This is a genomic window from Oceanobacillus longus, from assembly GCF_042650085.1.
In the GTDB taxonomy this organism is placed as follows: Bacteria; Bacillota; Bacilli; order Bacillales; family Amphibacillaceae; genus Oceanobacillus; species Oceanobacillus longus.
Genome location: NZ_JBHSAO010000011.1, coordinates 141,689 through 156,018 on the forward strand (window position 1 = coordinate 141,689; position 14,330 = coordinate 156,018).

At 35.6% G+C, this 14,330-nt stretch carries 13 protein-coding genes; all 13 read left to right on the top strand.

What is annotated here, in order from left to right; genetic code table 11:
- Positions 1-2 precede the first annotated feature (2 nt).
- The 13 genes from ACFOUV_RS14695 to ACFOUV_RS14755 all read left to right on the top strand — a co-directional run bounded on the left by ACFOUV_RS14695 (position 3) and on the right by ACFOUV_RS14755 (position 14,325).
- Positions 3-218: a DUF2922 domain-containing protein gene (locus ACFOUV_RS14695; RefSeq protein ID WP_379497538.1), complete on the top strand. Its 216-nt coding sequence runs from the start codon at positions 3-5 to the stop codon at positions 216-218.
- Positions 219-502: 284 nt separating this feature from the next.
- On the top strand, positions 503-1,801 hold the full coding sequence (locus ACFOUV_RS14700) for a hypothetical protein (RefSeq protein WP_379497539.1): 1,299 nt from the start codon (positions 503-505) through the stop codon (positions 1,799-1,801).
- A 309-nt stretch (positions 1,802-2,110) separates the two neighbouring features.
- Positions 2,111-2,245, top strand: a complete 135-nt coding sequence (locus ACFOUV_RS14705; protein ID WP_379497540.1) for a YvrJ family protein — start codon at positions 2,111-2,113, stop codon at positions 2,243-2,245.
- A gap of 288 nt (positions 2,246-2,533) precedes the next feature.
- Positions 2,534-4,798 (top strand): helix-turn-helix domain-containing protein, encoded by a 2,265-nt coding sequence (locus ACFOUV_RS14710; protein ID WP_379497802.1) that lies wholly within the window; start codon positions 2,534-2,536, stop codon positions 4,796-4,798.
- A 439-nt stretch (positions 4,799-5,237) separates the two neighbouring features.
- Positions 5,238-6,866, top strand: coding sequence for an extracellular solute-binding protein (locus ACFOUV_RS14715; protein WP_379497541.1), 1,629 nt, complete (start codon positions 5,238-5,240; stop codon positions 6,864-6,866).
- A gap of 141 nt (positions 6,867-7,007) precedes the next feature.
- Complete coding sequence (locus tag ACFOUV_RS14720) at positions 7,008-7,940, top strand: ABC transporter permease (protein WP_379497803.1); 933 nt, start codon at positions 7,008-7,010, stop codon at positions 7,938-7,940.
- A gap of 11 nt (positions 7,941-7,951) precedes the next feature.
- Positions 7,952-8,842 (top strand): carbohydrate ABC transporter permease, encoded by an 891-nt coding sequence (locus ACFOUV_RS14725; protein ID WP_379497542.1) that lies wholly within the window; start codon positions 7,952-7,954, stop codon positions 8,840-8,842.
- A gap of 33 nt (positions 8,843-8,875) precedes the next feature.
- A complete protein-coding gene (locus ACFOUV_RS14730) occupies positions 8,876-9,523 on the top strand; it encodes a YesL family protein (RefSeq protein ID WP_379497543.1) in 648 nt (215 codons plus the stop codon).
- Positions 9,501-10,250, top strand: a complete 750-nt coding sequence (locus tag ACFOUV_RS14735; RefSeq protein ID WP_379497544.1) for a glycerophosphodiester phosphodiesterase — start codon at positions 9,501-9,503, stop codon at positions 10,248-10,250. Before ACFOUV_RS14730 ends, ACFOUV_RS14735 begins: the two co-directional genes overlap by 23 nt.
- A complete protein-coding gene (locus tag ACFOUV_RS14740; protein ID WP_379497545.1) occupies positions 10,244-11,299 on the top strand; it encodes a Gfo/Idh/MocA family protein in 1,056 nt (351 codons plus the stop codon). The genes ACFOUV_RS14735 and ACFOUV_RS14740 overlap by 7 nt, the downstream gene beginning before the upstream one ends.
- A 12-nt stretch (positions 11,300-11,311) precedes the next feature.
- On the top strand, positions 11,312-11,962 hold the full coding sequence (locus ACFOUV_RS14745; protein WP_379497546.1) for a hypothetical protein: 651 nt from the start codon (positions 11,312-11,314) through the stop codon (positions 11,960-11,962).
- Positions 11,959-12,933 carry a Gfo/Idh/MocA family protein gene (locus ACFOUV_RS14750; protein ID WP_379497547.1) on the top strand — a complete coding sequence of 325 codons (975 nt, stop codon included), beginning with the start codon at positions 11,959-11,961 and terminating at the stop codon, positions 12,931-12,933. The genes ACFOUV_RS14745 and ACFOUV_RS14750 overlap by 4 nt, the downstream gene beginning before the upstream one ends.
- 543 nt (positions 12,934-13,476) lie before the next feature.
- Complete coding sequence (locus ACFOUV_RS14755; RefSeq protein ID WP_379497548.1) at positions 13,477-14,325, top strand: MurR/RpiR family transcriptional regulator; 849 nt, start codon at positions 13,477-13,479, stop codon at positions 14,323-14,325.
- Positions 14,326-14,330 lie beyond the last annotated feature (5 nt).

A 14,330-nucleotide genomic window follows, 5' to 3' on the forward strand; every position in this document is an offset into this window, starting at 1 on the left:
TAATGAAAAAACTCGAAATGAAGTTTACGAATCAGGATGGGAAAATTGTAACGTATTCACTGGATAAGCCGGTGGAACCAGTCAATATAGCTTCCGTACATGCAGCGATGGATGAGATCATTGCACAGAATGCCTTCACATCCACTGGCGGTGACCTCGTTGCTAAGAAGAGTGCACGCTTAGTAGAACGTATTGTGGAAGATATTGATTTAGGCTAATTAGAGTTGTGGAGCGATAAGGTGAGAGCACGATTACTAAAATGGAGAATTTCAGAATGTGACCAGTGGCATTGCCTCTGGTCTGTTTTGATAGGGAAGCTAGGTGACGGAATGTAGAAATGATCTACTTTGGTTGAAGTTTCTAGGGATTTAGGAATTCACAAAAGAGAATTCTAATTGCAATACCATGATGAATGTAATTTGATAAAAATTTAGTCTAGCTAACCTTTAAACTTTTGATATAATTTGATTAGTATCGGTAGAAAAGGAAGAAGGTTTTTTCAATGCCAAAGTCAAAATTATTCTCAATGTACTTGTTTATACTATGCGTATTTGCGGCAACAATTATTATATCAATAATTGTTCATCCAATTGAAACACTTGCCGACTTAGTAAATTTTGGTGTCACTACCATGTCTCTTGTAATTTCATTTATTGCTTTTATTATTGCTATGAAGACGTATATATCAATTGATAGTGTTAATCGAGTTACGCAGATGACAGGGAACGTACTGGAAAATGAAAATTACACAACCTCTATACCAGCATTATTGAGAGAGTATACAATGTCCGATTTAGAGGACGTGGGAGAAGCTATATTTCTTGACTTGGAGAAGAGGTTTTCAAAAAAATCCAAAACAGCTATTGAATTTGCTAACAACCTTCAACACTTTATTGACTTAATTATTGTATTCCCTGCACTATTCAATTCGGATGAAGTTAGAAAAAAATATATAGCCCGAATGGATAAATTATTTATCTTAATTGAGAGAAGAAGGGACACATTATTGGCTATCAGCACTGGAAATCTTACTCTATTCGATGAAACAGTGAAATTAATTAAAAGCGTGATAAAGTATCAGAAATTAATCAGTTCTAATGATTTTGATATTTCTTCTTCGTTGCTAGAGGTTCGGGGTACGATGTTAAAAAATGCTGTAACTCAAACGGTTTATTACAACTATCTGGGTCTGTACTATAATAAAAAGGCTATGCAATTACTCCGTAAAAAACTTGAAATGGAGAATAAGGATCTATTAGAAATAGAGTCTTTAAAGCAATTAAAAGATAGACTACATAAGTTGAGCAGTGATGATTTTGAACTAATATCCATATACCTGAAGCAGTCACTTCGATACTTCCGGGATGCATCTGAGTGTTGCAAGGAAGATATAATGTGGGAAGGCTTTATTAAGTATAATGAAGCAAGGACACTTTATTTCTCAACGTTACTTTTTGCTGAAGAGTATCATGTGGATTGGGATGAAGTTATGAATGAAGCGATTAATGCTAGAAAGAAAATGAATCTGTTAATTCGAGATATTCTCCCTCGTGAAGGGAATACCTACCTGCAACGTTATTTTATCTATCAAGAATTTCTAGTTTGTCTTGTTAAAATAAATATTCAAATAGCTGAGCAAAAAGATATCACAGACAGCAGAAATAGTGTTAGATATTTTACTCCCAATTATGACGGGCTCTTAGAGGATAAATATATGAATGCGTCTTATGGTAGGTTCTTTAGTAGTATAAATAGGTATCATGGCGGTATTAAAGGTGAATTAGAAAAGGAAAGAATATGAAAGGAAGCATGGGGACGGTTCTCTTGCTTCCTTTTTTGTTCCTTACCTTGGAATCCAGTTGTTTATAAATGCCTATTTTAAACGACGATTATCTAGACCTCTTTTCAACTATAATCAATATTGATTATACTATAACGGCAAGAATTATTTAAAAAATCGTCAAACTACACACCCCCTCATACAATTTCATTTCGATTGTAGTTGTGAAAGGGAGGTGAACACATGGCAGTAGCAGACATGCTACCAAAGGATTTCTTAATGTCCCTACATAAGTATATGCAAAGACAAATAAATTAGGAGGTAATTCACATGGAAACCTGGATAGCATTCATTACGGAAGTCGGCTTCCCAATTGCGGTAACATTTTACTTGCTTCATCGTATTGAGGGAAAACTGAACCAATTGATTGAATCAATTCATGCATTGCCGGAGAAAATGAAATAACAAAAGAGAGTTTCGTTATGAATCCGAAGTTTCTTTTAAATTGAGTAGCAATCAGTCTTCAACAAATTCATACAATTATCGAAAATATGTATCATTTCCTGGGAAATATCGACATACTGTTGAAGGCATAATTTAGTGGAAATATATATTTCTTCATTAATGAAAAGAAGTCTTTTCTCAGCATAACTGCCTATAGAAATATATGTAAATTATCTTAACAAAAAGAATACAGAAAATTTACCTTATTGTGATATAATTTAGGGTAAAGGTGGGGTTATTGTGGGAAAAATGAAGAAAAAGTCTTCTCTCTTTTATAAGTATTTACTCTCTTATATCGCCATATTTTTAATACCATTTATTCTTACAAGTACCTTTTTTTATCAGTTATCAGTTAACAATCTGAGAGAGGAAATAATTCGAACAAATATAGAGAAAATAGAGCAGGTACGTGATTTCTCAGATTCGCGAATGACGGAATTGGAAAATATCGCAAGTCGAATCGCATTAGATCACCGTTTAACCCCGTATATGATGAAGCAGCCATATGAAAGTAAACAAGCAATTAGGGAATTGAATTCGTATAAGGTAAACAGCTCCATTATAGATGATATATTATTATATTATCACGATGAAAAACATATATATTCAACAATGGGCAGTGGATCCATGGAGAATTTTACGAACACTATCTATCCATTTGTAGAAGAAGATAAGCAAAAGATTAATCATGATTTACGAACGTTATCAGAATCTGAAGTTTATCCTTTAACAATGGAATCAAAAAACGAGCAAAAAAACGTTATATCTTATTTATTTCCGATTAACCCTAATGGAAATGCTTCCTATGGAACGATATTTTTTTTAGTAAGGGAAAGCACATTATCCGGACTTATGCAAAATGTGTTAGGAGATTTTAATGGAAGTATTTTTGTATTCAATGGGGACAAGGAATTACTAGCATCAAAGTCCACTGGAGATTCCATTAGTCAAAATTACATAAAAGAAAATATGTCTGAAAAATCAGGGGTTAGTGAGTTAAAGGTAGTGAATGAGGAGTACTCTTTGGTGACTGTTGATTCTGATGTTAGTGATTGGACATTTATTACTGCCGTCCCAACAGATCAATTTTACAGCAAAATGTCTAATTTGAAGCAAAGTACACTACTTATATTGTTTGTCACGCTCGTTATTGGAATAAGCTTATCCATTTATTTGTCGAATAAGCAATATAAACCAATAGAGAGTATAACGCAACTACTCCATTTAAAAGCTAAAAAAACGTCAGGTAAAATAAAATTAAGGGATGATTTTGATCATATACGTGACTCCATTCAAGGAATATACAAAGATAAGGATCAACTCCAGAAGAAAGTGGATGAAAATAAGCAATATGTTCGTGAACAGTTTTTGTTGCAATTACTAAAGGGGAAGTCTAGTCATCGAGAAGAATGGGTACAGCTAGCAGAAGATGTAACGATTCCAATCCATCTTCCGTTTTTTGTCATTATCATTTCTTTCACTGAAAAGATCGAAGGAGAAAAAGCTTTCCTGAACAGGGAGCGACTGTTACATGACCTAAAAGAAATATCATTTCAAAAATGTACAGGATATGGTGTAGAGCTGGTGTCCGATCATGCTGTGGCTTTGATCGTTATGTTAACTGAAGATCAAATCGACGAACAGAGAAGAAAATTTACGGAGGCCATTTCTAGTAAATTGCAGGTTGAAGATGAATATATGCCTGCTGTAGGAGTTGGCACAATCTACAAAAATATAAATTTTGTTAATCGATCGTTCATTGAAGCTACAGCTACAATTGAATACGGTGTCGTCAAGAAATCCGCAGAGCCCATTTACTTTGAAAATATTTCAGAACAACAGAAAAGTGACGAATGGTATGCCATGAATGATCATATGAAGTATGTTCAGAGTCTAAAGCAAGGGGATCAAACGGTTGCAATAGAAACGGTTTCATTCATTTTACAAAGATTAAAGGAAAAAGATATATCGGTTCATATGCTGAAGTGTATGTGCTTTGACATCATTAATGTTGTGTTAAAGCGTATTTCCGAATTGGGAATGATTCATAGCGTTAATTCGGTAAAGGACTTAATTGAATTTCAATCGCTAGAGGATTTGGAAGAAAGATTGCACATTTGGATAGAAAAAATATGTAATGAAGTAGAGAAAGTCACTGAAAGTAAAACAAAGGACGTTGGCGATCAAATTCTATCCTATATTCGCGATGTGTATACAGCAAATGAGTTAAGCTTAGAAGCTACGGCAAAGCATTTTCAGTTGTCTGTATCCTATTTAAGTAGGCTTATAAAAGAACAAACGGGTAGTACTTTTACTCAATACATCTGGAAATTAAGGGTAGAAGAATGTAAAAGGCTATTAGTCGAGACAGACGAACCGATTAAAAATATCGTACAAAACATTGGATATATAGATGTCGCGAATTTTAGCCGCAAATTTAAAAAGAATGAAGGAATTACGCCTGGTCATTATCGTGAACAATATCGTTATTTAGTAAAGAACGTCAATCCGTAATCATCGTTCTAACCCATCATGTATTAAACATTTATCAAGAGACTATCTCCTTAATAGGGAATAGTCTCTTTTTCATTTTTCATTAGCAAAGAGTGTAATATTCTCGACTGCTAACAAGCTTGTAAATTTAAAACAGGACATTAGAATGCTTCGGGAAAATAGCTTTACATTATCTTTGCAAAATTAACAATCAATCACAAACCCTTTGTATAAATTAGGTTAATGTAAACGGTTTAGATTCAACATACTGAAACAAAATCTACATATTTCATTTATTTATGAATGGTGCTAGCTTTAGGACAAGGCAAACAGAGAAAATGATTGAACAAAAAATTCGGGAGGTGATGAACAGAAAACGTAAATGTAGATATTGTATATTCATACTGGTCTAGTAGGAAAGCTCAAACTAAAATAATAGGTAGCAAAGGGGAAATGAAGCGTGAGAAAGAATTGGTTATTGGTATTATTCGTGTCTATCTTATTGATGCTTGCTGCATGTAGTGATGATTCCGGAGCAGAAGAAAACGAAGAAGCTTCTGCGGGAACTGAGGAGGCAAGTAGTAATGTGAATCAATCAGGGTTTCCGATCGTCGATGATCCCATCTCTCTCCATTTCTTAGCAGGAAAGCATCCGACGACTGCGGATGATTATAATGAAGTACTCGTTTGGGAAAATTATGCAGAAATGACCAATATTGATATTGAGTGGGAATTAGTGCAATCTGCTGGATTAGAAGAGAAACGTAATCTTGCACTTGCAAGTGGAAGTTTACCAGATGTTTTCTATACATCTTATATGCCGAATTCAGATTTACTAAAATATGGTGAACAAGAAGTTTTCATCGAGTTAAATGATTTAATTGAAGCACATATGCCGAACTTAACAGCGGTATTGGAAGAATATCCTGAAATCAGAAAAGGATTAACATTTCCAAATGGAAATATATACGCATTGCCAACGATTTACTCACCGGATTTTCCATCTGTTTTAATTGGTTCAAAGCCATGGGTTAAACAAGATTGGTTAGAGCAATTGGACATGGAAGTTCCGTCAACGACAGACGATTATTATGAATTCTTAAAAGCAGTAAAAGAAACAGATCTTAATGGGAACGGAGAAAATGATGAAATTGCCTTTGGTGCCACAAATATCAGTGGGCTAGTCGGTTGGATGAAAGGTTCATTCGGAGTTGGAAATAGAGGGATTAAACATCCATTTATTGATGCAGATCCGAACTCAGGAGATGCACGTTTCTTCCCAATTAATGAAGGCTATAAGAACATGCTTGAATATATCAACAAGCTGTATAGTGAAGGGTTAATTCAAGAAAATATTTACACCATCGAAACGAATCAGAGTTACGCAAATGGTTCGGAAGGTCTTTATGGAAGCACAGTCATTACAAGTCCAGAAACAATTTATGGTGAAGAAGGCAAAAACTATGTGGCAATGCCAGCATTAGAAGGTCCTAATGGAGAGAAATCGTTTAATAAAGTAGGTTCTCCATTAGCGCATATGGGTGGTTTTGTTGTAACGAGTGAAAATGAAAATCCAGCTGCAACACTAAGATGGATGGATCATTTCTATAGTGACGAAGGAGCAACATTATATTTCATGGGCGAAGAAGGAGTAACCTATGAAAAAACAGAAGACGGTAGTTTGGAATACGTTGATGAAATTCAAAACAGCCCTGATGGATTAACGTTGGAACAAGAATTATCAAAATATATTACATGGCTTGGTGGAGGGTATCCAGGAATCGTTAAATCGGATTACTTTAACGGAGCAGAAAGTCTTCCATCTTCCCTTGAGGCAACAGAAATCATTGAACCCGACCTAACGGAAGAAGCATGGTCTGTATTTACTTATACGGATGAAGAAAATAATCGATTAACTGCATTACAAGCAGATATTCACACCTATGTAAATGAAATGCAAGATCAATTTATTACAGGTGACGTTCCGTTTTCAGAATGGGATTCTTATGTAGAAACGATAGAAAGCATGGGACTTGAAGAATATATGGAAATTCAACAAGCAGCTTTAGATCGATACGAAAGTAATTAAAAAAAGAAAAGTATTCTAGGAGGGAGAAACTATCTTCTCCCTCTCTTTCATTTAAACAGTGAAACATGGAGGTGTACTTAGATGCTGGGTAGGAAAGCAAAAGATTCAGATGCACCTAAAGGGATGCAAAATACAGCTGCAATGCCTATAACAACGCAAAGTAAGTTTAATTTTAATAAAACGAAAAAAAGTTTTTTGAGAAATTGGCAGTTATATGTGTTTATCGCACCTGCCGTCCTCTTCTTTTTAATCTTCCATTACGTACCAATGTATGGAGTTCAAATTGCATTTAAAGACTTCTACGCAAACCTTGGTATATTAGGTAGCCCATGGGTAGGATTTGACCATTTCGAGCGTTTTTTTGAGTCGTATTATTTTGGAAGATTATTGAAGAATACACTCATCATTAGTGTGTACCAGTTGCTATTATTTCCATTACCTATCATCTTTGCACTTGCACTGAATGAATTAAAGAATGGGATGTATAAAAAATGGACACAAACCCTTACATATGCACCACATTTTATTTCGACGGTAGTTGTTGTCGGAATGCTTGTCGCTTTTTTGGATCCAATTACAGGATTAATTAATCATGCGATTGTCTCGATTGGCGGCGATTCCATCCCATTTCTAACAAGTCCAGATTGGTTTCGTCATATTTATGTTTGGTCTGGTGAGTGGCAAACGTTAGGCTGGAGTTCTATTATTTATCTTGCTGCTTTAGCAGGTGTTAATCCAGAACTTCATGAAGCAGCTAGAGTAGATGGAGCTAGTCGATTGCAACGAATTTTTTATATTAATATTCCATCCATTCTTCCTACCATCGTTATTCTATTCATTTTAAATGTAGGAAGTTTCATGTCGGTCGGATTTGAAAAAGTACTATTAATGCAGAACTCGCTTAATGCCGAGACCTCAGATATTATTCAAACGTTTGTTTATGAAACTGGTTTGTTGGAAGGGCAATATAGTTATTCAGCTGCAGTCGGTTTGTTTGACTCCGTTATTAATATTATTTTACTTGTTACAGTAAACTACATGGCACGAAGAATAAGTAACAACAGTTTGTGGTAGGGGGAATCTAAATGAAAAATCAGAGCTTATCGGATAAATCATTTGATATTAGTAACAAATTATTTGTTTTTATTATAACGGCTATTATTATTTACCCAGTAATCTTTGTCATTAGTGCTTCGATTAGTGACCCTGCCAAGGTGAGTTCAGGGGAAATGTGGTTATGGCCAGTAGACATTACGTTTGAAGGATTTAAGGCGGTATTCCAAAACGAAGCGATATGGACGGGATACAAAAATACAATTATTTATACGACGGTAGGGACACTTTTTCATTTAATCATCTTGTTACCGTGTGCCTATGCACTTTCCCGAAAAGAACTAATAGGAAAGAAAATTTTATTATGGTTTATTCTTTTTACGATGTTATTTAATGGTGGTTTAATTCCGACTTATTTAGTCATAAAATCATTAGGAATGGTAGATACGATGTGGGCGATTGTTATCCCAGATGTTGTTGGTGCCTGGTCTATTTTGGTAGCACGTACCTTTTTTGAATCTAGTATTCCCGATCAACTTGTTGAAGCGGCTAAAATTGATGGAGCCTCTGATTTTTATATTTTTGGAAAAATCGTATTACCCTTGGCCCTCCCATTAATTGCCGTTATGGCGCTGTTTCACGCAGTAAGTTTATGGAATCAGTACTTCACAGCGCTGATTTATCTTTCTGATGCAGATATGTTCCCATTGCAACTAGTCCTTAGAGAAATTTTAATTGTGAATGAAATTGGTGGAGACATGGGTGGGGCTGGTGTTGTAGAGTCACTTGTTGCGCAAGTAGAGACGGCAGCACTTGTAAAATATGCGGTTATCATTGTTTCCGCATTACCGTTATTAATCGTCTATCCATTCTTACAGCGCTATTTTGTAAAAGGTGTATTAATTGGATCGGTGAAAGAATAGTAAGCAAACGAAAGAACTGTAGGAGGAAAGAGAATGAAGACATTTGTTAATGGATACTATCTATTTTCTGTATGGGCGATGAGATTGGCTTATCTGAATCTTTTGTGGATTGCTTTCACATTGATAGGGCTTATTCTTTTTGGGATCATGCCAGCGACTGCAGCGATGTTTTCTGTTGTACGGAAATGGGTGTTGGAAGAGCAGGATATTCCAGTAGTTAAAACCTTTTGGAGGTCTTATAAAAAGGAATTTATGCAAGCAAATGCAGTCGGATTAATTCTTGCAGTCATTGGCTACTTGTTAATCATAGGGTTCCAGATTCTACGGGCTCAGGAAAGTATTACGTACTTTATTGCCAGTTACGGTGTCGTAGCGTTAATGCTTTTATTTTGTATTATTTTTCTTTATATTTTTCCGTTGTTTGCTCATTTTAATCTTAAACGTCTGCAATATTTTAGATGGTCCATTATGATCGGTGTCATTCACCCGTTACTAACTATTTTTCTTGTTATAACACTAATTATCATGCATGTGGTTACATTTTATGCATTTCCGGCAATGCTCTTCTTCTTTGGTGGAAGTGTGAGTGCATATATTACGATGTGGGGTGTTTCCCGTACATTTGGAAAATATGAGAAACCAAGGGAGGACGTTATTCATGACGCAAATAATTGGGCATAGAGGAAGTGCTGGAACCCATCCGGAGAACACAATTGCTTCTTACCAGGAGGCAAAGCGGGTTGGTGCAGATGGGATAGAAATAGATATCCAACTTTCCCGAGATGAAGAGCTCGTAGTCATCCATGATGCAACAGTCAATCGGACAACAGATGGAAAAGGGAAAGTAAATTCGTTTACTGTTGGGGAATTAAAGAAGTTGGATGCGGGGTCATGGTTTGATAAAAGATTTGCAAATGAACGGATTCCTACCCTGGATGAAGTATTGGATTTTTTATTAGGTAATGACTTATCAATTAACATAGAAATGAAAAATGCGACTATCCCATATAATGGGATGGAAGAAAAACTACTATCCAAAATTCAAGAATATAAATTGGAGGAACGTGTTATTATTTCATCTTTTAATCACCAATCCATTTATCATATGAGGCAAATGAACCCAGATTTGCAATATGCCATCATCACATTAGATAAACTTTTCGAACCATGGAATTACTTAAATTTAATTGGAGTCTCCGGGATCCATCCACATGGCCCAAAGACAGATCTAGAGATGATAGAAAAACTAATAAAAAGAAATCATCCTATCAGAGTATATACGATTAATAAAAAAGGAGATATGGAAAAATTCATAAAAGCAAAATGTACAGCAATGATAACAGATTATCCGGAAAAAGCAGTGGAAATAAGAAAAAGCTTAAATATAAAGGAGAATATATCATGTTGAAAATTGGAGTAATCGGTTTGGGGTCCATTTCATATCAGCATATTCAAGCCTATCTTAATCATAATGATGTTGAATTAATTGCATTGTGTGATAATGATGAACATCGATTAATTGAAAAGGGATCGGTCTATAAAGTGACAAAGCTTTACACCGACTACAGTGCGCTACTGGAAAATAAAGAAATTGACGCCGTAAGTATTTGTACGTGGAATAATACCCATGCTGAAATTGCTGTTGCTGCATTAGAAGCTGGGAAAAATGTTTTGGTGGAAAAGCCGTTAAGCATGACGGTGGAAGAAGCATTGGCAGTCGAAGCGGCGGTAGAGAGAACAGGTAAAATTTTGCAGGTAGGATTTGTGCGCAGACATGGAGATAATGCAAAAGTTCTTAAAAAATTCATTGCTCAGAATGAACTCGGTGAAATCTATTATGCAAAAGCCTCCTGTATGAGAAGGTTAGGTAATCCTGGTGGCTGGTTTAGTGATCGTACAAAGTCAGGTGGCGGGCCGCTTATCGACTTAGGTGTCCATATGATTGACATTTGCTGGTATTTAATGGGGAAGCCTCGTCCAGTGTCAGTTAGTGGAAATAGCTATTCTTTACTTGGAAACCGCAATCATATTGAAAACCTCTCCTTCTACAAAGCAGCAGACTATGATCCGGTATTGAATGATGTAGAAGATTTAACAAATGCAATGATCCGATTTGAAAATGGAGCATCCATTATCGTTGATGTAAGTTTTACAGCGCATGCCAAGCAGGATGAACTAGCAGTGAAGTTATTTGGGGATAAGGGTGGTGCCGAGATTGAACCCGAGCTAACTGTTGTCACAGAAAAACATCATACGATTTTAAATGTAACACCGCAAATGGATCAACTTGACTTTAATTTTGTGAAGGCTTTTTCTAATGAAATTAACCATTTTGTAGAATGTTGTCGGGAAGGAAAAGAAAATATTGCACCTGTGTCTGATGGCGTTGAGATGATGAAGATGCTGACGGCGATTTATGAATCGGCAAAAACCGGTAAAGAAATCTATCTCGTATAGGAGGTTAAACACATGAAGAATATTATTATCTCAGGTTCAAAAAGAGTTGTTGTAAATTCCAAAGAAACAGTAGTTTTTCCTACTTTAGCGGAGGTAGATATTGAGAAAGATATAGTAGTTATTCCTACTAAATTACTCGATAAAGTCTCATCTGGAAGGAATGTAAAGCTCTATTTTGAATTAGAAAACGATGCCTTTTTTCAAAAGTTAAAAGATTTGTTAAGCAAAACTGAAAAACCAAAAGGTGTGTTTCGTTATCGTAGAATAACTGCTTCAGATAAAAATGAATCGTTGCTAGTGGAGGATATAATTATGATCACCTCCTTATTTGGTGAACCAGAAGCCATCTTTGTAAAAAGAAGCAACGATGATTTCACACCGAAACATGTCATTGTCACATTGAATTTTGGGGGAGGAACGATGGCACATGTGGAATATACGCTACTAGATAAGGAGCAGATTGAATTTGACTGGTGTGGAATACAGCAAATCATCGAATTTAATAGTGATGAAATGAGTGCTCTAATATCTGAAACCACACCTAGCAGTGCTTTAACAATGAGGACTGATACCATCCTGGAAAATGCACATACAGTGGATGAGAATGTACTGGCAAAGCTAGCAAAATACCGCAATCTATTGGACGGAGGGATGGAATCGTGAAGATAGGTATGATGAGTTTTGCACATATGCATGCACATAGCTATATAAACGGACTGAAGCAGATCCCGGGTGTTGAGATAACGGGGATTTTTGATGATAACCCGAAACGTGGATTAGAAGTAGCGGAAAAATACAAGACAACCTTTTACGCTGATCAAGATGCATTTTTAAGTTTGGAAATGGATGCTGTCATTATTTGCAGTGAAAATAATAAACACAAGGAAATGGTCGTCCGTGCAGCAAAAGCCAAAAAGCACATTTTATGCGAAAAGCCAATCGCAACAACGATTGAGGATGCAGAAGAAATGATACAAGCATGCGCTGAAAATAGTGTTACATTGCAAATTGCCTTTCCAGTCAGATTCAGCAGTCCAATCCAAGAGTTAAAACAAATGATTGATCAAGGGGAACTCGGTGAAATTGTTGCTTTCCGTACTACCAATCGTGGTCAAAATCCAGGGGGGTGGTTTATCGATAAAGAACAATCTGGCGGTGGCGCTGTATTAGATCACACCGTACATATGGTTGATATTATGCGCTGGTATTTAGGGAAAGAAATTACAGAAGTTTATGCGATTGTCGATTCCTATTTTCATGATATACCAATAGACGATGCGGGAATCTTAACATTGGAATTTGAAGACGGTGTAATTGCAACACATGATGCAAGCTGGTCCAAATTTAAAGCCTATCCTACATGGGGTGATGTAACCATCGAAGTAATTGGTACAAAGCAAACCGTTCGCGTAGATACACTGCAAGAACATATTCGAATGTACACGGATGGGAAGAAGCCTTTACAACATTCATTTTTTGGGAATAATATGGACGTTGAATTAATCAAAGACTTTGTCGATTGTATAGCGAAAAAGAGACAACCATCAATTACCGGATACGATGGATTAAAAGCACTAGAAGCAGCCCTAGCAGCCTACAAATCAAACAAATCACGAAAAACCGTAAAATTATAAGGAAGCGTGGGGCAGGTTCTTTTGCTTCCTTTTGTGGCAAGATACTTTAAAGGAAATAAAAAAAACGATTGTCTAGATATCTTACATTATGAGCCACAGGGCGTTGAATACTTCCTTAACTTCGTGTGAAAATTGCTTATAGTTTTTATTAATTTTAGCTGTGTATAAGAAAGAACATCACGCAGAATCGCAGATGCAATTGTAAGTTATTTTGAAAAATAAACAGTAGTAAAAACCGCTATCTTTAATGCTTATGATTAATGATAGCGGTTTTTTGTATACTTTATTATTTTTGGGTAAGTTTTATGTGTGAAGCGAAGTTATATCAAAGTTAGACAAGTATCGAAAACAGTTTCCATTTCCCGGGAAATATCGACAAATTATAAAACCGCGGGTTGTTATTTTAGTAAACATCCTTATTTAAATTATTAGAAGATTGTTAAATTTTGTTGACATCAGAATATATTTAAAATAAAATGTAGTTTAACTACATAATTATTACTTATTTGTGGAGTAAAACTTCAAAAGGTAAAGGAGGCACTTATGTATAACGGGGGTATTGGGCGAATTAGGCAGGGATTGTCTACATTGAAACCTGCTGAAAAGAAAGTTGCCAAGTATATATTAAGTAATCCAGAGGCTATATTAAATTTGCCGATTGCTCAGTTAGCCAATAATACCAAGACGAGTGAAGCAACAGTCATACGTATGTGCCGTTCACTCCAAATTAAAGGTTTTAGAGAATTAAAATTAAGCATTTCCGCTTCTATTAATCAGGAGGTTGCTCCTACCGATCGGTATGAAGATATTTCTTCCGAAGCAAGTCTTTCTGAAATAATAAAATTTATCTCTAATAATAATATGCATTCCATTAGCAGCACACTAGCTTTAATCGATGAAACAAACATAAAAAAAGCTATCGATGTATTAAACAACGCAAGAAAAATTATTGTCATAGGAGTTGGCGCTTCTGCCATTGTAGCACTGGATTTGGAACAGAAATTTAAACGAATAAATAAATGTTGTGAAGCATTAACAGATAGTCATACACAACTTACATCTGCTGTTCATTTAACGACAGAAGATGTTGTCGTTGCCATTTCCTATTCTGGGGAAACGAAAGAAATCATTGATACGCTGAAAATCGCGACCAAAAATCAAGCGAACATTATTTCATTAACTGGTTATGGCAGTAATACAGTTCAAAAATTATCAACGATTAGCTTATACGCCTCCAATATTGAAAAGAGTATTCGAAGTGGTGCTACTGCTTCAAGAATCGCACAATTAAATATTGTTGATATTTTATTTACGGGAATAGCGTCTTTGGATTTTAAACAATCCGTAGATTACTTAGATAAGACGAGAGAGGTGATTCAGAATCGATTCTAATTATG